We start from the raw sequence: 20,671 nt of genomic DNA, 5'->3' as shown, positions 1-20,671 counted from the left end.
AGCTCATGCCCGAGGAAAGTGACGCAGGTTACCTCACCACCGGTGAGGTCGCGGCCCGTCTCCAGATCAAGCCCGCGACGGTCTACGCCTATGTCAGCCGCGGTTTGCTGACCAAGGTCTCGACCTCGGACCGGCGGGGCAGCCGTTTCAGCGAGGACGAGGTGGCCCGGCTCGCGCGCAGCCGCCGGCCCGGGACCGGTCCACGCGGCACGCTCGAGGACATCACCTCCGAGATCTCCCGGCTCGACCACGATCAGCTGTACTACCGCGGCCACAATGTCGCCGATCTGGTGGCGGCCTATCGGGTCGATTCGGTGGCCGACCTGCTGTGGACCGGCGACCTGTCCGCGTCGCCGACCCACTTCACGGCGCCGCCGGAGATGCTGGCGATCACGCGCGCGGCGGTGGCGGCCCTGCCGCCCGAGGCTCGGCTCACCGATCGCATGCGAGTGGCGGTGGCCGTCGCGGGATCGACCGACCGCCTGCGTTTCGACCTGTCACCCCGGGGCGTGCTGCGGGTCGCGGGCATTCTGCTCGCGGTCGAGGTCGATGCCGTCAATACGGTTCCCCAGGACTCCGGCACCCTCGCCAAGCGACTGTGGCCCGCGCTCACCGACCATCCCGCGCACACGCACATCCTCGATACGACGCTGACCCTGCTGGCCGATCACGGCCTCGCGATCTCGACGGTCGCCGCCCGGGTGGCCGCGAGCGCGCGCGTGCACCCCTACGGCACGGTCGGGGCGGCGCTGGGTGCGCTGGACAGTCAATATCACGGCGGTGCAAGCACTCTCGCCTACCGCTTCCTCACCGAGGCGCTGATCGATCCGGTCGGTGCGGTGTCGGAGCGGTTGCGCACGGGCAGTCAGCTCCCGGGCTTCGGGCATCTGGTCTATCGCGAAACCGATCCGCGGGCGGAACTGCTGCTCACCATGCTGCGTTCGGTGCCGGCGGCGACTCCCGCGCTCGAGGCCATCGACACGATCACCGCACGGTTGGGTGCGTCGGTGGCGGGAGTGCCGAGTGTGGATCTGGCGCTGGCGGCGCTCATGCACGCCTTCGAGATGCGCCCGGATGCCGGTGAGGCGATCTTCGCCGTGGCGCGCACGATCGGCTGGGTCGCGCACACGCTGGAGGAGTACGCCGAACCGCCCATGCGTTTCCGCCCGGTCCGTTCGCCGGAATCTCCTGCGCCGTAGGGGTCTACGCCACCCCGTGCGGTCAGTCCTGCTGCTCGCCGGTCTGCTTCGCTTCGGCCTGCGGCCGGGGCGATACCCGGATGACGCCGGCGTCGAGGTCGAGGGCGAGTCGCGGACGGTGTTTCTGCCCGTCACTGTCCTCGCCGCTCTCGTCGAGCAGCTTCTGTCCGGGGAAAAGTTCGCCGATGACACCCATGCCTCCACAGTAGTCCTCAGGATGTCCACATCGATTCGGCAAGCCGGATTCACGCGGAGCGGTTACCTTCGTTGATGTGTTCGGCATCATCCGACCCTGTCGTCATCGACTGGGCGAGGAACTCGGGCGGGCCTGGCTGGCGCAACTGTGCGGACTCTGTCTGTCACTACGCGACGACCACGGCCAAAGCGCCCGTATAGCAACCAATTACGACGGTCTCGTCGTGTCCGCATTGGTGGAAGCGCAGTCGACCGCGCCACCCACCCGGCGTGCGGCGGGCCCCTGCCCGCTACGCGGTATGCGGCGCGCCGATGTGGCCACCGGCGACTCCGTGCGATTGGCGGCCACCGTGTCGCTGGTGCTGGCCGCCGCCAAGGTGCGTGACCATATCGACGACGGCGACGGCATGGCGGGCGCCGCCGGAATCCGCCCCGCCGCACGGCGTATCGCACAACGCTGGGCGCGACAGGGCGAATCCTCCGGCGTGGGACTCGGTTTCGATACCGGCGTACTGCTGACCGCGGTGGATCGGCAGACCGCCATGGAGTTGGCGGCCGGTCCGAGCACACCGCTGCTGGAGATCACCGAGCCCACCGAGACCGCGACCGCCGCCGCCTTCGGCTATACCGCCGTGGTGGCGGGCCGCCCCGGCAATCAGCAGCCGCTGTCCGAGGTGGGCCGGATGTTCGGCCGCATAGCGCATCTCCTGGACGCCGTCGAGGACCTCTACGACGACGTCGAGCACGGCAAATGGAATCCCTTGGTGATCACCCGCACCGAGGCGGCCGAGGCGCAGCGGCTGTGCACCGACGCCCTGCTGGGTATCGAATTGGCGCTGAAGGACGTGGAATTCAGCGATGGCAGGCTGATCCACAAACTGCTCACCCACGAGCTGCGCCGCTCGGTGCAGCGCACCTTCGGCGGTAGGAGCCACGCCTGCGCCACCCATCGGACCACCCTGAATCCGGTGCGCCCGATCAGCCGGTGGGATCGCCGCCGCGGTTACCCGCCGCCGCCTCCGGGTGGCTACTACGGCCCGCCGCAGGGTTACGGTCCGCCGCCCGGCTATTACGGTCCGCCGCAGCGTCGCCGCAGTTCCTGCCTGCCGTTCTGCGAGGGCATGGCGTGCTGTGCCTGCTGCGACTGCTGTGATGACTGCCTCTGCTGCGGCGAGGGCTGCTGCTGCGCCGACGAGTGCTGCAACGACTGCTGCTGATCTCAGCTCAGTACGCCACCGCCGTCGACGGTGAGAATCGTTCCGGTGCTGTGGGGTTGGGTCATGAAGTAGAGGAAGGCGCGTGCGACATCTTCTACTTCGCCGATGCGCTGCACCGGTGTGCTCGCGGCGGTGTCGGCGAAGAACTGCTCGCGCATCTCCTCCGGGAAGTTCCACAGCGGTGAGCGCACCGCACCGGGCATGACCGCATTGACCCGCAGCGGTGCGAGTTCGACCGCGAGCGCGCGGGTCAGCGCCTCGATCGCCCCGCACATGCTGGAGACGACCGTCGAGCCGGGCATCGGGCGCGGCCCGGCGGTACCGGTGGTGAGGGTGATCGAGCCGGTGGGCGTCAGGTGCGGCACCGCGGCCTGCAGGGCCGTCAGCGCGCCGAAGTAGCGGATTTCGAAGAACTTTCGCGCCGCCGCCACATCGAGGGCGGCGAGCGGGGCGAGCAGCAGCGGTTCGCCCGCCGTGTAGACGAAGTGGTCGAGGGTGCCGAATTCGTCGAACAGCGCCCGGACCCGGTCGCCGTCGGTGAGGTCGACCGCGTGACCGGTGGCGCCCTCGGGCAGTTGCGCGAGGGCCTTGTCCACGCTGTCCCGGCGGCTGGACGCGATGGTGAGTTTCGCGCCCTGTGCGGCGGCGGCCTGCGCGACGGCGAGGCCGATGCCGGAGGTGCCGCCGAGGACGAGGACCTGCTGGCCTGCGAGAGACATCGGAATTCCTTTCGAGGGAAAGCCTTTCGGCTCGGATGACAAAGCTGCCGGCTCGAGTGCCCGAGCCGTTCGGCCTTGCTCCTCAACCTTGGCTTTCGTGCCGTCTCCGCGTCCAAGACCTATTCGGCGCCCTGTAATACCCTGGAGGCATCATGACCGATGTGGACCTGCGCAAGCTGCGCTATTTCGTCGCGGTGGCCGAACACCTGCACTTCGGGCGCGCCGCCGAAGAGCTGTTCATCGCGCAGCCGGTGCTGTCGCGGCAGATCCGCGCGCTGGAGGAGGAATTCGGGGTGCGGCTGTTCCAGCGGGACCGGCGCGGCACCGCCCTGACCGCCGCGGGGGAGCAGCTGCCGGCCGATGCGCGACCGTTGCTGGCGAGCGCGGACGCCTTGCGCCGCAGGGTGATTCGCGCGGACGGCGGCGCCGAGACGTTCACCGTCGGCTTCATGCCCGGCCTGATCGTGACCGGCGTGGTGCGCGCGCTGGCCGAGCGGCATCCCGGTCTCGTCATCGATCCGATCCGCACCACCTGGGACGATCAGACCGATGTGGTGCACGACGGCCGGGTCGACGTGAGCGTGGTGCGCCTGCCCATCGACCCGCGCGGACTCGAGGTGCGGCCGCTGTACACCGAACCCCGGGTGGTCGCCATGACCGCCGATCACCCGCTCGCCGGTAAGCAGACGGTGGGGATAGCGGACCTCGCCGCCGAGCATCTGCTGCAGGATCCGGAGATCGTCCCCGAATGGCGGGACGTGGCGCTCGAATGGTCCGCCGCGGCAATCGGTTTGCGCGCGGATCGCCCGGCCGTACCGGCCTTCCGCAGTGTCGAGGAGAAGCTCGAATACGTCGCGGCGGGCCGCGGGATCATCTTCCTGCCCTTGTCGGTCAAGGCGTTCTACACCCGGCCGGACATCGCCTATGCCGAAGTACCCGATATCGCGCCCAATCAGGTGAGCCTGGCGTGGGCGGCGGGCCGGAACTCCCCGCTCATCGAGGAATTCGCCGCGCTCGCCGCCGCGGAGATGCCGGCGTAGCTACCGTGGTTCCATGAGCGTCGAGGAGTATCAGCATCTGCTCGTGAAGCGCGATGGCGACACCGTCACCATCACCATGAACCGGCCGGACCGCCGCAATGCGCTGTCCGCCGACCATCTGACCGAACTGCTGGCCGCCTTCCGCGCCGCGGGCGAGACCGATGCGAGCGGCATCGTATTGGCCGCTGCCGGACCGGTTTTCAGTGCGGGCCACGATTTCGCCGATGTCGCCGCGCGGGATCTGCTCGAGGTGCGGGAGCTGCTGGTGCTCTGCCAGCAGGTGATGACCGCCATCGAATCGGTCCCGCAGGTGGTGATCGCGCGCGTGCACGGCCTGGCCACCGCCGCGGGCTGTCAGCTCGTCGCCTCCTGCGATCTGGCCATTGCCGCGGAATCGGCCGGTTTCGCGCTGCCGGGCGGCAAGGGCGGCTGGTTCTGTCACACCCCCGCGGTCCCGGTCGCGCGCTCGATCGGCCGCAAACGCCTGATGGAACTCGCCCTCACCGGCGATCCCATCGATGCCCGCACCGCCGTCGACTGGGGCCTCATCAACTACGCCGTCCCCGACCTCGACCTCGACACCGCGGTCACCAACCTCCTGGCCCGCGCCACCCGCGGCTCCCGAGCCAGCAAGGCCCTCGGCAAACGCACCCTCTACGCCCAGCTCGATCGCCCCGAGACCGACGCCTACACCTTGGCCCGCGAGGTCATGGCCGCCGCATCCCAATTGCCCGGCGCGCGTGAGGGAATGGCCGCCTTCCTGCAGAAACGCCATCCGGTCTGGCCCGACTGATCGTGGCGGCTCGCCGCCCAGGCGCGAGCCGGATGCGGTGGTGAACGCACCTCATCGGGTTGTGGGTGGAGGCTGTGACGGTGGGATTCCACCCTGGCTCCACCCCGGGGTGGTGGGTCGGAGGGCCTGTTCGCGCGACTGTATTAGGTATGAACATGCAGAACGTGGGCGAGATCGTCCTGGTGGTGCTGGTGATCGGGTGGGTCGTGTTCCGGCAGACGCAGTGGCAGGCGCTGGATCATGCGCGGCTGTGGCGGTTGCCGATCATTCTGGGCATCATCGGTGTGCTGAGCCTGAAGTCGGCGGTCGGCACGACGACCGTGCAGCCGATCTCGATCGTGCTGCTGGTGGTGTCGGCGGTGCTGGCCGTCGGGGTCGGGCTGCTCATGGGGACGATGTCGCAGGTGCGGCAGTTCGAGGGCCGGGTCGAGGCGCGCACGGGGGTGGCCGGGTCGATGCTGTGGCTGGTCATGCTGGCGGTGCGGATCGGCGTGGATGTGGCCGGGCATGTGCTGAACGCGGGTGCGCTGGTCACCTCGGCCGGCGCGATCATGATCTTCATCGCGCTGAACCGGGCGGGCCGCACGCTGATCCTGGCCCGGCGTTCCGAGGAACTGCGAATGGTTGCGGCACACTGAAGCCGATGACCGACTCATCCATCCCGACCCTGCTGAACCGGTTGTTGCGCCTGATCGGTTTCTTCGTCGTGCTCGCCACAACGGCGGGCACGGCGAATTTTCATCGGCCGTGGGTGCTGGCGGTCTCGGTGGTGATCTGGGTGGGCTGGGCGATCTTCGTGCTGTGCCCGCCGGATGCGGTCGGTCTCGAGCGGATCTACTTGTGCGCCATGGCGATCGGTTCGGTGGCCGCCGCGCAGGAGACGGGTGCGACGATCAGCGCGCTGGTGGCGGTGGTGGCCGCGCTGTCGCAGGTGCGGCAGCCCAGGATGTTCGGGTGGCTGCTCACGCTGGCGGTGATACTGGGCCTGTGCGTATCCGTCGCCATCGCGGGTACGTCGGTGACCGGACTGCTCGGCCTGCTGGCGGGTGTCGCGGTGCTGGCGCTCATGGGCTGGAGTCGGCGGCAGGCGCGGATCTCCGCCGAGCAGAATCGCCTGCTGGTGGAACAGAATCGGGTGATCCGCGCCGAACGCGACCGGGCCGCGGCGCTCGCCGAGCGTGGCCGCATCGCCCGCGATATGCACGATGTGCTGGCCCATACGCTGGGCGGACTGGTCATGCAGCTGGACGCCGCGGACGCGCTGCTGGAAGCGGGGGAGGTGGACCGCGCCGCGGAACGGGTGCGAGCTTCGCACCGCCTGGCGGTCTCGGGTCTGGAGGACGCCCGCCGCGTGGTGGGCACGCTGCGCTCGGAAGTCTTCGATCTGCCCACCGAACTGCGCCGGCTGGCCGAGGAGCATCGCGGCGCCGGCGGGCAATTGCTGCTGCAGGTCGAGACCGACCCGCAGCTCACCAACGAGCAGGCGACTATCGCCGTCGCGCGGGCCATCCAGGAGTCGCTGACCAACGCCCGTAAACACGCTCCCGGGCAACCGGTTACGCTCGCCCTGCGGGGTGCGGGCGAGGAACTCGAAGTGCTGGTGTCGAATCCGATGACGACCCGGCTCGGGTCGCTCGCCGCCTCCGGTGTGGGTGCGGGACTGCTGGGTATGCGGGAACGCCTGTCGGCGGTAGCCGGTACGGCGGAGGCCGGAAGAGAGGGCGATCGGTGGACAGTGCGGATCCGGGTGCCGCGCAGGTGATCACGGTGGTGGTGGCCGATGACCAGACCACGGTCCGCGACGGGCTGACCACGGTGCTGTCCCTGCTGCCGGATGTGCAGGTGGTGGGGGAGGCCCGCGACGGGGCGGAGGCCGTGGATCTGGTGCGCCGGTTGTCGCCGCGGGTGGTGCTCATGGATCTGCGCATGCCCGGCGTCGACGGGGCGACCGCGACGGCCACCATTACGGCCGAATATCCCGGGACCGCGGTGCTGGTGCTGACCACGTATGCCGACGATGCCTCGATCGCGGGCGCGCTGCGGGCCGGGGCGCGCGGCTATCTGACCAAGGATGCGGGCCGCGCCGAGATCGCCGCCGCCATCCGCTCGGTCGCCTCGGGTCACACCACCCTCGCCGCCGATGTCGGTGCCCGCCTGGTGTCGGCGCTGGAGTCGCCGCAGACACCGCCGGCCGATCTCACCGATCGCGAACTGGATGTGCTGCGCCTGATGTCGCAGGGCCGCAACAACTCCGAGATCGCGAAGGAATTGTTCATCGGGGTGAGCACGGTCAAGAGTCATATCAATTCGCTGTTCGCCAAGCTGAATGTGCGGGATCGCGGGCAGGCCATTGCGTACGCCCACCGCACCGGTCTGGCGCGCTGACGGCCGACGCTGCGGACGGGGTCCGAATTGCTTCCCGCTGGAAGCAATTCGGGGGTGTGTGATTTCGATTTCAGGGAATGGCACGGGCTTTAGGAATTACGGTATCCACCCGTTATAGTTCTCGACGATCCACGCCCCGCAGTTCGTAAAGGTTGCCGTCGATGATGTTGCGCACCAGTGTCGGTGACACGTCGCGCGACCGTATTCGAGGCAGCCTCGCCGGAATTCTCTGCGGCCTGCTGGCGATCGCCGCGCACGGATGTGAAGGGGCGCTGCCGGATTCGACCGCCCTCGCCTTGCTGCTGCTGGTCAGCGGCGTGGTCGGGGCGGCGGTCGGTTCACCGGCCGGCCGGAGCCGGATCGGACTCTTCGCGATCCTCGGGCTCGGCCAGTTCCTGGTGCACAATGCGCTGATGGTGGCGCCCGGCGGGCATCACGCCACCGCAATGGGCATGGGCGACATGACCGAGGGATCCGGTCGTTCCGGACTGTTCATGCTGGCGGCGCACGCCGCCGCGACCTTGGTGTGTGCGCTGGTCATCGCGGCGGTGGAACGGGTCTACGCACTGGTCTCGCGCGTGGTCCGGACCCTGCTGGCCGACTTCGGGCCATTGCCGCAGGGCGATGACCGGCTTGCCCGAATCCCGCGCGTCGCGGTGCGGGCCCCGGGTGCTGAGCTGCTCGGCGCCATTTCACGACGCGGTCCGCCGCTCGGCCTGTCCGCGATCGCGTTCTCCTGATCCGTTCGGATCCTCTGTCACGCGCATACGCGATTTCTTTTCATTCACGCCAGGCCGGGTACGGCAATTGATTTGCGCTGCCTGCTGCCTGAATCGCTCGGTACGCGGAATGCCTTCGGCAATTCGCTGATTTGTGCTGCGCAGAAAAGGAAATGTTTTGTCGAGCAATAAATACACGCGGCCCCGTCGTGCTTTGCGCCCGATACTCACAGTGCTGGCCGCGGCCGCTCTCGGCACGACGGTGCTGGGCGCCGGTGTGGCCGACGCACATTCGTATGTCACGCATGCCGAACCGGCCGACGGCGCGGTGCTGGATGCGGGACCGCCGCAGGTGTGCGTCACCTTCAACGAGAAGGTCGAAGACCCCGTCATGACCGTGACAGGTCCGGACGGCAAGGTCTGGTCGCAGGGCGGCCTGCACATCGACGGCCGCACGCATTGCCTGGATCTGGCGCCGCTGGGCCCCGCTGGGGTGTACACCACCCAATTCACGGTGACCTCCAAGGACGGGCACCGCATCGAGGGCACCCGCAACTTCACGCTGACCCAGCCCGGCGCCGGCGCCCCGCCGCAGCAGTAATCCACTTTCTCCCACTTCTTTTCAGCTCGCGAACCAGCCGTTCGCGAGGAAGGACACACCTCCCGATGAAGACCCTGAACACCGTCGCCGCCACCGCCTCGCTCGCGATCGCCGCGCTCACCATCGCCGGTGGCACCGCGTCCGCGGACGTTCCGGACAATGCGCAGCGGCCCGGCGCGACGGTCAGCACCGATGTGGCCCCCGGTATCCACTACACCGCGAATGTGGTCGATCAGTCCGTCTTGCTGCGCACCGACGCGGGCCGGATCACTGTGCGCGGCAACCAGTTCGAGATCCTGGACGGCAATGGCAACCTGGCCTTCGGCATGCCGCTGACCTACCGGCGGGACAAGCAGGACTGGCCGATCGCCGCGCAGGTCGACGCCGACGGGCACACCCTCACGCTCACTCCGGGCACCGATCCGGCGCAGGCCGTCGCCGCCGCCACACCGGAGCTGAAGCCGATCTTCTCGCAGGACGACTTCAATGACGCGATGAGCGTGGCCGGCACCCAGATCGGCCTGGCCACCGCGGTCGGCGGCATGATCGGCGCCGCCATCGGCCTGGCCGGCGGCTGTGTGGCCGGTGCGGTGGTCGGCACCACGCTGATGCCGCCGGCGTTCCTCGTCGGCGCGCCCGGCGGTTGTATCGCGGGCGCCGGCGTCGGCGCGGGTCTCGGCACCGCCATCGGCACCCTCGCCGTCGGCATCCCGGTGACCGTGATCAGCGCCATCCAGATGTACAACACCCTGACGACCAGCCAGAACTGATCCGCGCGCCCGGGTGTCCCGCTGCGGTGGACACCCGGGCTCCCGCGAATCCGGCTATACCCGAACGGATTTCCCGCTATGGCACTCGTACCCCTGTCCCGTGTTCTCGCCACCGCCGCCCTCGGCGCCACCGCCCTGTTCGCCGGGGCGGGCGTCGCCTCCGCGCACGTCTCCGTCTCGTCGCCCGGCGCGACGCAGTCCGGCGACGCCGTGCTCACCTTCCGCGTACCCAACGAATCCGGCGACAATGCGCTGACCACGGTGCTGAGCGTGCAGTTCCCGGGCCTGCTCGCCGTCGACACCCAGCCGATTCCGGGCTGGAAGGCCGCCATTGCCAAGGACTCCGGCGGCAAGATCACCGGCATCACCTGGACCGCCGATCCGGGTGCGGGTATCGCGCCGGGACAGTTCCAGCAGTTCCAGGTCTTCGCCGACGATCTGCCCGATCAGGATCGCCTGACCTTCCCCGCCACCCAGACCTATTCGGACGGTGAGGTGGTGAAGTGGGATATGCCGGACAACAAGGACGGCACCGAGCCCGAACGTCCGGTTCCCACACTGGAATTGGCGGCCAAGGGGTCGGATGAGCATCCCGCCGCGGCGGCGCGGGCCGATCACGACGGCACCGCGCGCCGGCTGGGCGGGATCGGTATCGCGCTGGCGGTCGGCGCGCTCGGCGGCGCCGCCGGTGCGGTGGCCGTGGCCCGGCGCCGCGGTTGAAAAAACGCCGGCGGATCCGGGAGGGCAGTTCCCGTATCCGCCGGCGTCGAGCTGAATCCGTTGTAGCGGAGTCAGTTCGCCTTTGCGGTGGTGGTCGGCGCCACCGTCGTGGTCGGTGTGGTGGTGGTTGTGGCCGGTGCGGTTGTTGTGGTCGGCGCCACCGTGGTGGTGGGGTCGGTCGTGGTGGTGGGGTCTGTCGTGGTCGGCACCGTGGTGGTGGGTGCCGGGGCATGCGTTGTCGTGGTCGGTGTGGTCGTCACCGTGGTCGTGGTGGGCTGCGGCACGACGGAGGCCACGTCCTTCGGGTCTTTTGCGGCACCGGGTTTCGTGGTGGTGGTGTCCGGCTTGGTGGTGGTGTTCGGGTCCGTTGTGGTGGCGCCCGGGGTGGTCGTCGTGGTGGTCGTGGTCTTGCTCGGGTCGGTGGTGGGTGTCGCCGAGCCCTTCAGCGCGGCACGCTCGACATTCGGCGCGGGCTGGGTGGTGGTCGTCGTCGTGATCCCGGCCTGCGCCTGCTTGGCCAGCTGGGTGAGCCAGGCGGCCGCGTATTCGGCGGAGGTCAGCGGTTTGCCGTTGTTCGGGTCCGAGTCACGCCAGTAGTCGAAGTGGTGGCCGGTGCCGTTGGGTCCCAGGGTCAGGTTGTACGGGTCGTTCAGCAGTACCGGGATGGTGTTCTGGTTCGTCACGATGAGCCCGACGACCTCGTTGAACACCTTCTGCGGCAGGAACGCCAGCGGCGAGAGCGAGGTGGCCTGAATGGAATCGGCGGGCGCGGGGGCCGGCTGGTCCGAGCCCGGCTTGTAGTTCGGGTCCGAAACCTTCAGCAGCACTTGCAGGAACGTTTCGTTGCTCGCCATCCAGTTGGGCTGCGAGGCGATATCGGCGAAGGCCGCCATGGTGATCCGGCCCAGCGCCACCGCGACATCCATGCCGGTGGTGGGGTTCAGCCCGTCGTTCTGCAGGGCGTCCGCATTGACCTGCCGGCCCACGTTGACCGCCAGCTGCAGCAGCGAAATGTTCTGCGGCGCAGCGCAGGTCAGGTCACCGTCGGAGCAGAAGGAGGCGATCTTGCCGTTCAAGGCGCCGAAGCCGCCCGCATTGCCCGGTAGCGCGCCCTGTCCGGAGATCGGGGTGGTGCCGTTCTGGTACTTCACGTCGTAGCCGTCCGGATTGCTGAACGGATCCTTCGCGCCCGGGAACGGGCCTTCACCGGCCGAGCGGCCCGAGTCGGCGAGAATGACCACGCCGAGCACGGTATTCGGGTCGACAATGCCGTATTTGCCGTTCTGACCGGCCTGTTGATTACCGATCTGCATGGCGACGCGGCGCACCACATCGGAGCCTTCGCTGTAGCCGACAATCGAGTACTTGGTGTTCGGGCAGGCCGCGGAGATCTGCTCCATGACCTTCTCGGTATTGGCGACACCGGTGTTGACCGCGTCCTCGTAGGTGGACAGATTCGCCGGATAGGAAATATAGACCGCGGAGTACGAACCCGGATTCACCGCACCGTTGGGGGCATTGACCACGGGGTCGACCCACTGGCTGTGGTAATCATCGGCCTGCGCCGCCGGCAGCTCGTTGCCATTCGCGTCTACCAGCAGTTTCGTCGTTCCCGACTGCGGCGAATCATTGCGTCCGGCGACCGAAATGGTCACCATGTCATGGCATTCCGTGACCGAGGCCGTCAACTGCGGATCGGCCGTCTTCGAGGTGGTAGCGGTCAGTGTCCACGACGCGGCAACTATTGCAGCAATGCCCAGGACGGCAGGCGCCGCCGCTGCCGTGGCAATCCTGTGTCGCGCGAAATAATCGCCAAAAGCCATGCCCAGATCCCCATTCCAACAAACGATATGCGAACGGACGGCCCCACCCCGAAGGGGCATGTTCAGAAGTGACGTCGTCCCGAGCCCGCAAAGTGTTACGGACGCAAATGATTCGCTATTGAACACAGTGATGCGGGTCTCGCCGTGGCCGCTTTCGGAGGAGCCGACAGCGGGGCGGGCGCGGCGGGGGCCGGGGTTCGTAGGTTGAGACGCTTCCCGGCGATTTCAACACATTGTTGAATGTGCGCATGTCGAACGAGACCCGCATCCGCATCACCTGGCCGGCCGGCCACCTGACCGCCACACTGGGGGATACGCCCACGGTAAAGGCCCTATCGGCCGCGCTCCCGATCTCCGCGACGGCGAACACCTGGGGTGACGAGGTGTACTTCGGCACCGGCGTCAACGTCCCGCGCGAGCCGGACGCCCGGCAGGTCGTGGATGCGGGCACGGTCGCCTTCTGGACCGATGGCGATGCCCTGGCCCTGCCGTTCGGCCCGACCCCGATCTCCCGCGGCGACGAGTGCCGCCTCGCCAGTCCCTGCAATCTGCTCGGCCGCATCGATGGTGATCCACGCCTGCTCGCCACCGTCCGCGACGGTGACTCGATCCGCGTCGAGCTCGCCTAGCCGAAACAGCCACTGGCCGAACCGGATTCGGAAGACCTTGACGCACCGCTCGCCGTGCGTCAGGTTTTCTTGACCCGACCTTGCCGTCAGGATATCCTGACATCGTGGATGACGCAGACGCTATGCCGCCCGACGTGCTGGCCGGACAGGTCACCAGCAAAGACCCTGAAGTCGGTCTGCAGGCCGTGGTCGCACTGCGCCGGCTGCTCGCGGAACTCGAGCGCGTGCATGTGGACAATGCCCGCGATCAGGGCTGGAGCTGGCAGCGGATTGCGGACACGCTGCAGGTCAGCAAGCAGACCGTGCACGAAAAGCACGCGGGACGACGGCAAGTCACCGGTAAGGAGAAGTAGCCGATGTTCGAGAAGCTCACCGAACAGTCCAAACAGGTCATCAGAGTCGCGCAGGACGCCGCGATCTCGATGCGCAACGATTTCATCGGCACCGAGCATTTCCTGCTCGGACTGGCCGCGACCTCCGGAGCCGCCGGGGAAGTGCTCGACGCGCACGGCGCGGAACTCGGCCTCCTCCGGGCGGAAGTCATCCGGCGGTCACAGGCGGCCGGGGTCGCGGCGAGCGGGGGACAGGCGGCGGTCGACGCGCTCTCCTCGATCGGGATCGACGTCACCGAGATCCAGCGGCGCGCGGACGACACCTTCGGCCGCGGCGTATTCCTTTATCCCCGACCGGCATTCACGGTGCAGGGGAAGCAGTTGCTGAAGGAGTCCCTGCGGGAGTCGCTGGAACTCGGCGACGAGCGAATCGACACCGGGCACATCCTGCTCGGATTACTCGATGCCGATACGGATTCGATTGCCGCACAGACCCTCGCCGCGCTCGGTGTGGACACCGCCGCCGTGCGCTCGGCGACGCTCGATCGGCTGGCCCGGCTGGCTTCCTGAGCCGGATGCGCCCGGCGGCCCGGGGGCGATGGGGGTGAACCATTACCCTCGGGTCGTGTCCACTTCCAAGATTGTTCTCGTCACGGGCGCCGGTTCCGGTATCGGTCGCGCCATCGCCGTCGCACTCAGCGCGGCCGGTCACCAGGTGGTGGCCGCCGGGCGCACCGCCGCGACCCTCGACGAGACCGTTGCCGCGGCTTCCGGGCCGGGGAGCATCGTGGCCCTCCCCGCCGATGTCACCGACCCCGACGCCGTACAGGCCCTGTTCGAGCAGGTCACCGAGCGGTGGGGGCGGCTCGACGTACTGGTCAACAATGCGGGCATCTTCGGGCCCACCCTGCCCATAGACGAAGTGCCCGTGGCGGATTGGCGGCGCGTGATCGACACCAACCTCACCGGGGCCTTCCTGTGCGCGCAGGCCGCCTTCCGGGTGATGAAGCGGCAGGACCCGCGCGGTGGCCGGATCATCAACAATGGTTCGCTCTCCGCGCATGTGCCGCGGCCCGAAACGGTCGCCTACGCCGCGAGCAAGCACGCCATCACCGGGCTGACCAAGTCGCTCTCCCTCGAAGGCCGTGCCTACGACATCGCGGCCGGGCAGATCGATATCGGCAATGCCGCAACCGAACTCACCGCCGGTATCGCCAGTGGATCGCTCCAGGCCGACGGCGCCATCCGGCCCGAGCCCACCATCGCGGCCGACGATGTGGCGCGCCTCGTCGTGCAGACCATCGAGCTGCCGCTGAGCACCAATGTCCCCTTCCTTACAGTCATGGCCAATGCCATGCCCTACATCGGCCGCGGCTGAGGGGGGATCCGGAAATGTTCCGTACCCGAATGTGGTCGACTCGGCTGCCGATCGTCCTGGCCTGTGCCGCACTGGCATCGGCCGCTTGTTCCAGCACATCGACCACGACGGCGCCGTCCACCACCGCCGCAGCTGTTGCGAGCACCTCGGCGAGCGCCGCGCCTTCGACGTCGGCCGCGGCGCTCGCCCAGTGCGCGGGCGCCGATCTGAAGGTGACCATTCCGGGATGGGGTGATCAGCCCGCCCCCGCGATGGTGGTCGGGGAGATCGACTTCACCAACGTGTCCGCCGCATCGTGCACCCTCCAAGGGTTTCCGGGCGTCGCGCTGATGACCAAGACCGGCGAAAGCGACGACTTCGATCGCGAAACCTTCAAGCAGCCCATTGCGGTCACGGTTGCCCCCGGCCAGACCGTCTCCGCGAAAACCAGTGGCGGCCTGGGCATCTACGATCCGGACCATCCCGACAGCAACAGCACTACTCTCACCGTCGATCCCGACCGGCTGCTGGTGACGCCGCCGAATACCACCGATACGGTCAGCTTTCCGTGGCCCTGGCCGGGGAAGAAGGTGCAAGACCTCTTCGGCTCGACCCACCTACGCCCTTACGTGTATCCCGTAGGCGTACAGGGCAACTGACGTGCGCGGGGCAGCGGCAGGAATGCCGCTGCCCCGCAGCCGATCACAGATACGGCCGGGTGATCATCTCGATCCCGTGCCCGGCGGGATCCCGGAAGTAGACGCCCCGGCCGTCGTGCTCGGAGTTGATCTGCCCCGGCCGCTGGAAGAACGGATCGGCGGCATGCTCGATCTCGCGTTCGAGCAGTCGCGCATACGCCCGATCGAACAGCTCGTCGTCGACCAGGAACGCGTAGTGCTGCATCTGGATCTCCACCGGCGGCTCCGCGAACTGCAGCAGCACCCCGTCCTCACAGAGCAGATTGGCGAAAACACCCCACGAGGGGGCCTCGTCCAGTTCGAAGATGTCGCGGAAGAACGCGGCCGACTCGGTACGGTCCTTCGCGGCAATAATGGTGTGGTTGAAACGTGCGGTCATGAATGCCTCCTCGGCTCGATTGATCCTTGGTGCTGGTGGTCAATCAGGCCGGTGGCGGTGCACGTGCGGCGCTCAGTGGAGCGCCGGGTCACCAATCCGTGTATGGCTCGAGGCCGTCCCGGTTATCATCGCCAATCACTCTAGCGGACGGCGCAAGTCCCTTACCGCGGTGCGGCATTCGGTGCACGGTCGAACACCTGACGGAAGACGTCGGCGGCGTGGCTGGTGGGTTCGGGCGGTGCGGGAACGAAGCGGAAGGTGCGCGTGCCGTCGGTGTCGTGACCGGCGCGCAGGAACAGGTCGGCCGGCTGGGCGGATCGGTACCGCCGGCCGGCGAATTCATAGAGGTGGGTGACGAAGACGACCTGGACGCCGCTGGTGACGAGACCGTCGATGAGGGGGAGCGCGATACGGGTGGCATCGGCTTCGCTGGTGGAGGAGAACGACTCGTTGCACAGCAGCAGGGAATCCGGGCGCATCCGATCGATGATCTTGCTCATCCGGGCCAGCTCATCGACCAGCTTGCCGTGCGACATCGTGCGGTCCTCATCGGCGACGAAATGGGTGAACACACCGTCGTGCACCTCGGCCTCGAAACTGTCGGCGACCACGAACATGCCGGCCTGCATCATCAGCTGGGCGGCGCCGATCGCGCGCAACAGGGTGGACTTGCCGCCACTGTTGGCGCCGGTGACGACGATCAGCGAGCGGCCGGTGGCATCGATGTCATTGCCTACCACCGGCTGATCGGCGGACAGGCACAGCGTGATGTCGCGCAGGCCGGTGCAGCGCAGGCGCGGCGCGCCCGCCGGGTGCGGGGTTGGCAGGCACAGCGGCAGCCCGGCCCGGCCGAGGTGGTCGCGCAGGGTGAGGCAGCCGAGATAGAAGGCGAGCTCGGTGCGCAGGCAGCGGAAGAAGTCCTGCACGTGGTTGGCTGCGTCGTTCACGACATCGGCGATCACGTTCAGCGCACGGTCGCGCAGCTGCATGAGCGGATCGAACTCCGGCTGGGGTTCTTCGATGACGCGGAAGGTGTACCCGCTGCGGCGATCGAATCCGAACCGTCGCCGCCGGATCGGCTCGTGCAGCACGATGCGCGCTATCTTGTTGCTGACGCCCAGTCCGGCGCTGATATGCAGTCCGTGCTCGAAATCCATTGCGGCCAGCTGTGCTTCGATAGTGTCGAGATACCGGTCGTCGAGCTCGGTCGCGACGACGGACATCAGATCGGTGAATCCGGCCGAATCGAACACCCGGCCGTCCCGGTCACACGCCGCGCGCAACTGCCGCAGGAAGCCGACCAGCTCGGTCAGCGGTTGCAGCGTGAGGACCAGCTTGCCATTGGCGTGATGCGCGGGCCCGACTCGCCAGCGCTTGATTGCTGTTGCCTCGCAGGCGATCCGGTAGAGCTCGCGCACCATCGCCGGATGGGCGTGGCAGTCCGCCAGCACGGCATGGCGATAGCGGATCACCTCGGGATCGGTCACCGGCGCCGCCAGCGCCGCCCGGACCGCATCGAGGACCACCGGGTCCGCGGCGATTACGGCGCAGAGGGATTCGAGACCCAGGTCATCGAAGGCATTGTCGCCATTGGCCGCCGGACCGCCTGCGTGTCCGGTTGGCTGCAGCAGATTCACCCGCATGTCGTAATCCTCGCTGTGACAAGGTCATAGGTGAGCCCGAACCGCTCGGCGAGCACCACCGCGTGCGCATTCCCATCGGCCGCTCGCCGCTCGATCCGGAATGTGCGCCGCGCCGGATCATCGGGATCGGTAGCGGCAACCATGCTCACCGTGGCCGGCCCGCCGCGAGCCAGCTCGTCGAAGAAGGTGACCCACACCGCGATCGACCCGCGCTCGGCGATCCGCTCGAATACGTCCCGGCTGATCCGCACCGCATCGGCGGTGCTGGTCGAACTGAAACTCTCATTGAGAACGATCACGCTGTCCTCGGTGGCCTGTTCCAGCACATCACGGATGCGGATGAGTTCGTCCGCGAGCCTCCCATCGGGATCGGTAGCCTGCTCCGCCCGCTCGAAATGCGTGAACACCCGATCCGCCAACGGCAGACACGCACTCCGCGCCGGTACCGGGCACCCGAGCGCCGCGAAATACATCAACTGCCCGAACGCGCGAGCGAAGGTAGTCTTCCCACCCTGATTGGGCCCGGTCACCACGATCACCCGTTCCGCGGACGTGAGCCGGAAATCATTGCACACCACAGTGTCTCCGCCGCGCCCGCGCCGAGTGAGCAAGCCGAGATCGAACATCCCCTCGGCACGAATCTCGTCGCGCCGAGATGCCAGCTCCGGCAGGCACATCGCCCGCGTCGCCCCACAGACCCGCCGCCCGAACGCCAGATACGTCAGATAGAACTGAATCTCCCGATCGAACCTCGTCACCTCGGCATCAGCGAATTCCCCGTACTCCTCGGCGAATTCACCGAGCTCCCCGAATACGTCCGGATGCAACGCGGCAACCCGATCCAGCACCTGTTCCTCCAGCTGGGCCATATCGTCCCACTCCGAAGGCTCCCGAGCCGCCCCCGGTGCGCCGGTCCCGAACCGCGAGAACAGCTCCGCGATCCCCGCACTGTAATCCGCCTCCTCCCCGGCCCGCCCCACCTCCAAACTCCGCCCCACGATCCGAATCCCATACCGCACCGCATCCAACCCCCGCTGCACCCGCCGCACCGCCCCCGCCAGCCGCCCGAACTCGGTCCCATCCACGTACGCGCCGACGAACTCCCGCCACCCCCGCAATCCCCGCGACTCGAGCGAGAGCGTCCCCAACCCCTCCACCACCCGCCCCACCGCATCCACATACTCCGCGGCAGCCCCCACCAGCCACCGCTCCCGCTGAATCGGATGCTGCTGCCGCCCAACCCATTCCAACCGCTTCCGCACCACCCGCATATCCCCCGCAAAAGTCTCGAACACCCCCCGAACCCCCTCACCCCCCAAATCGGCAAACACCTCCTGCCGATACCGCACCACCTCGGGCTCCCGCACCGGCTGCTCGAACCACCCCCGCAGCCCATACTCATCCGCCCCCACGATGCCCCTGATCACCACCCCGATATCGAGATCCGCCCGCCCCACCGCATCCACCCCGACCGGTTCCGCCGCCCCAATTCCCCCGGGCCACAACACACTGACACCCGCCACGGTCCCCACCTCCGTCTCCAGCGCCGACCCCTCGCACGCTAGAGAACTACCTTACCGGCCGTCAAGCTATTGCCGCCGCCAGAGTAGCGCAGCACGAGACTCATGGAGTCCAGGCGCGCATCGTCGATGACGAGATGAACGATGTCGCCCCGGCGAGATCGGCGAGTTCGTCTATCACGGGCCGACTCTCTGATCGTCTCGAGTGGAAACGCGGAAGCGGCGTACCGCTCGGGCGGTACGCCGCAGTCAATCCTCATGAGGGAGTAGGGCTCAGCAGGCTACGTTGCGGAGTTGGGGGCGGACCGTGGTGGCGGCGGTGGCGCGGACCGCGGCGGAGATGGCCACCAAGGGTGGGGTCCAGCGGGCCTCGGTGGGGGAGACGCCCCAGGTGATGGCGGGGTTGGTGCAGGGGAGGGGGATGGTGGCGCCGTTGGTGTGGACGGTGGCGCCGGCGGTGCGGAGGGCCTCGATGGCCAGGGCGGCCTTGGCGGCGCCTACTACCAGGTGGATTTCGCGGCGGTGGGGGCCGCGGAGTTCGATCACGGGGCCGGAGAGGTTGTTCGCGCGGAGATAGCGGCGGACGGAAGCGGCCTGGGCGCCGGTCAGTTCGACTGCGGCGATCTGGTTGTCGGTGGTCAGGTCGATGCCGGTGGATGTCTCGGTGACATTCCAGCCGAGGCTTCGGTAGTCCTGCACAGCGTGCGAAGTTGCCGAGGGGACAATGCTCGGAAACGTTGTGGCCACTGTGTTCTCCCATTCACCAGGTTGATCGTGTTCACTCGTTGACATTTGTCGCAATCACTACCCTCACATCCGCACCTGTGCGTCTAATCCGTTGCGGCTGAGAGCTTCCCTAGAGCACCCTGTGATCACGAGCTCATACCGGAAATTCTGCGCCGAAATCCGGCCCGGGTCATCGACCCTTGGTCTTCGATTTGTCCACCCCTGGGTGGATCTCCGGGTGCCGAAGGATGTAGCAACTCGGGGTGATCACCTAGTGGCCGGTGTTCTCACCGCGGCGGACGACCACCACACCGGCGAGGATCAGTGCGCCACCGAGCAATTGGATGGCATGCGGAGCCTCGCCCAGCAACGCCCAGATGAAGGCCAGCGCCGCCGGGACCTCCAGCAATGCCGTGAACGAGGCCAGCCGGGACCCGATCAGCCGAGTCGCCGCGATACCGGAGACATAGGCGAGCGCGGCGGTCACCGTACCCAGCACCAGCACCGGCACCCACCACGGAGTCGTGAAGTTATGGAAGACAACCTGTTCGGTGCCGGCATGCAGCGGGACGACCCCGATCGCCCCGGCGACCAGCAGCATCAGGCCGCCGACCAGCACCCCACCGGCGGCCAGCACCGTTCCCGGTAGCGTGCCGCCGGCGCGCGCGGAGAGCAGAAAGTAAGCCGCCCCACCGGCCATGGACAGCAACGCCCAGGCAATACCGGGCCAGCTGGTGGACAGGCCCGGATGCGGGTCGATAACCAGAACCAGACCGGCAAGGCCGATCGTGCCGCCGGCGAGCGTCGCCGCACCGGGCCGATGCCGCAGCCACAACCAAGCCACCACGGCAATCGGCGACGCGAACTGGATCAGCAGCGCCACACCCACATTCATGCGCGCGACCGCATTGAAATACGCAAGCTGCGTACCGGCCACCGCAATCAGCCCATAAGCGCTGATCAGAGATGCATTGCGGCGCAATATCCGCCAGTCGCCGCGCAACTGCCGCACCGCGATCGGCGCGAGCGCGACGGCCCCCACCAGCACCCGGACTGCAACCACGGCCGCGGAACTCCAGCCCGCATCCATCAGCCCGCGTGCCAGCGGACCGGAAGCCGCGAACGACGCCGCGGATACCACCGCGCACACCACGCCGGATCTGACCCGTTGCCGGGCGGCAAGGTCAGAGGTCGTCACTGTCACGC

24 protein-coding genes are annotated in these 20,671 nt (G+C 68.0%); 16 read left to right on the top strand and 8 right to left on the bottom strand.

Annotation, left to right across the window (positions count from 1 at the left end):
• Positions 1-5: 5 nt before the first annotated feature.
• Entirely contained in the window at positions 6-1,199 is a 1,194-nt protein-coding gene (locus tag ACIP5Y_RS29700; protein WP_400355005.1) for a citrate synthase, read from the top strand.
• A gap of 22 nt (positions 1,200-1,221) precedes the next feature.
• On the opposite strand, the gene ACIP5Y_RS29695 is transcribed toward ACIP5Y_RS29700, so the two are convergent.
• Positions 1,222-1,395 carry a hypothetical protein gene (locus ACIP5Y_RS29695; RefSeq protein ID WP_400355003.1) on the bottom strand — a complete coding sequence of 58 codons (174 nt, stop codon included), beginning with the start codon at positions 1,393-1,395 and terminating at the stop codon, positions 1,222-1,224.
• 76 nt (positions 1,396-1,471) lie between these two features.
• Between ACIP5Y_RS29695 and ACIP5Y_RS29690 the strand changes: the two genes are divergently transcribed.
• Positions 1,472-2,611 (top strand): DUF5685 family protein, encoded by a 1,140-nt coding sequence (locus ACIP5Y_RS29690; RefSeq protein ID WP_400355001.1) that lies wholly within the window; start codon positions 1,472-1,474, stop codon positions 2,609-2,611.
• Positions 2,612-2,613: 2 nt separating this feature from the next.
• Here ACIP5Y_RS29690 and ACIP5Y_RS29685 read toward each other — a convergent pair whose 3' ends face one another.
• A complete protein-coding gene (locus tag ACIP5Y_RS29685) occupies positions 2,614-3,330 on the bottom strand; it encodes an SDR family oxidoreductase (protein ID WP_400354999.1) in 717 nt (238 codons plus the stop codon).
• Between the two features lie 152 nt (positions 3,331-3,482).
• On the opposite strand from ACIP5Y_RS29685, the gene ACIP5Y_RS29680 reads away from it, so the two are divergent.
• From ACIP5Y_RS29680 to ACIP5Y_RS29640, 9 genes are all read left to right on the top strand, one after another.
• Entirely contained in the window at positions 3,483-4,370 is an 888-nt protein-coding gene (locus tag ACIP5Y_RS29680; RefSeq protein ID WP_400354997.1) for a LysR family transcriptional regulator, read from the top strand.
• A 13-nt stretch (positions 4,371-4,383) separates the two neighbouring features.
• Positions 4,384-5,163 (top strand): enoyl-CoA hydratase-related protein, encoded by a 780-nt coding sequence (locus tag ACIP5Y_RS29675; RefSeq protein WP_400354995.1) that lies wholly within the window; start codon positions 4,384-4,386, stop codon positions 5,161-5,163.
• A gap of 149 nt (positions 5,164-5,312) precedes the next feature.
• Complete coding sequence (locus ACIP5Y_RS29670) at positions 5,313-5,801, top strand: hypothetical protein (protein ID WP_400354993.1); 489 nt, start codon at positions 5,313-5,315, stop codon at positions 5,799-5,801.
• A 5-nt stretch (positions 5,802-5,806) separates the two neighbouring features.
• The gene (locus tag ACIP5Y_RS29665; RefSeq protein WP_400354991.1) at positions 5,807-6,925 is read left to right on the top strand and encodes a sensor histidine kinase; all 1,119 of its coding nucleotides are present in this window, start codon (positions 5,807-5,809) and stop codon (positions 6,923-6,925) included.
• Positions 6,892-7,548, top strand: coding sequence for a response regulator (locus tag ACIP5Y_RS29660; protein ID WP_400354989.1), 657 nt, complete (start codon positions 6,892-6,894; stop codon positions 7,546-7,548). The genes ACIP5Y_RS29665 and ACIP5Y_RS29660 overlap by 34 nt, the downstream gene beginning before the upstream one ends.
• Positions 7,549-7,709: 161 nt before the next feature.
• Entirely contained in the window at positions 7,710-8,288 is a 579-nt protein-coding gene (locus ACIP5Y_RS29655) for a hypothetical protein (RefSeq protein ID WP_400354988.1), read from the top strand.
• A 157-nt stretch (positions 8,289-8,445) separates the two neighbouring features.
• On the top strand, positions 8,446-8,868 hold the full coding sequence (locus ACIP5Y_RS29650) for a copper resistance protein CopC (protein WP_400354986.1): 423 nt from the start codon (positions 8,446-8,448) through the stop codon (positions 8,866-8,868).
• Positions 8,869-8,933: 65 nt separating this feature from the next.
• Positions 8,934-9,638 carry a hypothetical protein gene (locus ACIP5Y_RS29645; RefSeq protein ID WP_400354984.1) on the top strand — a complete coding sequence of 235 codons (705 nt, stop codon included), beginning with the start codon at positions 8,934-8,936 and terminating at the stop codon, positions 9,636-9,638.
• Positions 9,639-9,716: 78 nt separating this feature from the next.
• Positions 9,717-10,358 (top strand): YcnI family protein, encoded by a 642-nt coding sequence (locus ACIP5Y_RS29640; protein ID WP_400354982.1) that lies wholly within the window; start codon positions 9,717-9,719, stop codon positions 10,356-10,358.
• Positions 10,359-10,429: 71 nt separating this feature from the next.
• Here ACIP5Y_RS29640 and ACIP5Y_RS29635 read toward each other — a convergent pair whose 3' ends face one another.
• Positions 10,430-12,181: a cutinase family protein gene (locus ACIP5Y_RS29635; RefSeq protein WP_400354981.1), complete on the bottom strand. Its 1,752-nt coding sequence runs from the start codon at positions 12,179-12,181 to the stop codon at positions 10,430-10,432.
• Positions 12,182-12,429: 248 nt separating this feature from the next.
• Between ACIP5Y_RS29635 and ACIP5Y_RS29630 the strand changes: the two genes are divergently transcribed.
• From ACIP5Y_RS29630 to ACIP5Y_RS29610, 5 genes are all read left to right on the top strand, one after another.
• The gene (locus tag ACIP5Y_RS29630; RefSeq protein WP_400354979.1) at positions 12,430-12,810 is read left to right on the top strand and encodes a cyclophilin-like fold protein; all 381 of its coding nucleotides are present in this window, start codon (positions 12,430-12,432) and stop codon (positions 12,808-12,810) included.
• Between the two features lie 122 nt (positions 12,811-12,932).
• Positions 12,933-13,163, top strand: a complete 231-nt coding sequence (locus tag ACIP5Y_RS29625; RefSeq protein ID WP_400355855.1) for a helix-turn-helix domain-containing protein — start codon at positions 12,933-12,935, stop codon at positions 13,161-13,163.
• Positions 13,164-13,166: 3 nt separating this feature from the next.
• Positions 13,167-13,712, top strand: a complete 546-nt coding sequence (locus tag ACIP5Y_RS29620) for a Clp protease N-terminal domain-containing protein (protein WP_400354978.1) — start codon at positions 13,167-13,169, stop codon at positions 13,710-13,712.
• Between the two features lie 28 nt (positions 13,713-13,740).
• Positions 13,741-14,520 (top strand): SDR family oxidoreductase, encoded by a 780-nt coding sequence (locus ACIP5Y_RS29615; protein ID WP_400354976.1) that lies wholly within the window; start codon positions 13,741-13,743, stop codon positions 14,518-14,520.
• A gap of 14 nt (positions 14,521-14,534) precedes the next feature.
• Positions 14,535-15,158 (top strand): DUF4232 domain-containing protein, encoded by a 624-nt coding sequence (locus ACIP5Y_RS29610; RefSeq protein ID WP_400354975.1) that lies wholly within the window; start codon positions 14,535-14,537, stop codon positions 15,156-15,158.
• A 43-nt stretch (positions 15,159-15,201) separates the two neighbouring features.
• Here the strand turns inward: ACIP5Y_RS29610 and ACIP5Y_RS29605 are convergent, their stop codons facing one another.
• The 5 genes from ACIP5Y_RS29605 to ACIP5Y_RS29585 form a co-directional block, all read right to left on the bottom strand.
• Positions 15,202-15,576 carry a VOC family protein gene (locus tag ACIP5Y_RS29605; RefSeq protein ID WP_400354973.1) on the bottom strand — a complete coding sequence of 125 codons (375 nt, stop codon included), beginning with the start codon at positions 15,574-15,576 and terminating at the stop codon, positions 15,202-15,204.
• A 161-nt stretch (positions 15,577-15,737) separates the two neighbouring features.
• Positions 15,738-17,219, bottom strand: coding sequence for a DNA mismatch repair protein (locus ACIP5Y_RS29600; RefSeq protein WP_400354971.1), 1,482 nt, complete (start codon positions 17,217-17,219; stop codon positions 15,738-15,740).
• Complete coding sequence (locus ACIP5Y_RS29595) at positions 17,210-18,742, bottom strand: DNA mismatch repair protein MutS (protein ID WP_400354969.1); 1,533 nt, start codon at positions 18,740-18,742, stop codon at positions 17,210-17,212. Before ACIP5Y_RS29595 ends, ACIP5Y_RS29600 begins: the two co-directional genes overlap by 10 nt.
• Positions 18,743-19,012: 270 nt before the next feature.
• On the bottom strand, positions 19,013-19,438 hold the full coding sequence (locus ACIP5Y_RS29590) for a hypothetical protein (RefSeq protein ID WP_400354967.1): 426 nt from the start codon (positions 19,436-19,438) through the stop codon (positions 19,013-19,015).
• A gap of 298 nt (positions 19,439-19,736) precedes the next feature.
• A complete protein-coding gene (locus tag ACIP5Y_RS29585) occupies positions 19,737-20,669 on the bottom strand; it encodes an EamA family transporter (RefSeq protein WP_400354965.1) in 933 nt (310 codons plus the stop codon).
• Positions 20,670-20,671 lie beyond the last annotated feature (2 nt).

It is taken from the genome of Nocardia sp. NPDC088792 (genome assembly GCF_044750615.1).
GTDB lineage: Bacteria > Actinomycetota > Actinomycetes > Mycobacteriales > Mycobacteriaceae > Nocardia.
The sequence above is the reverse complement of the archived record's forward strand: the minus strand, read 5'-3'. Positions and strand labels throughout refer to the sequence as shown.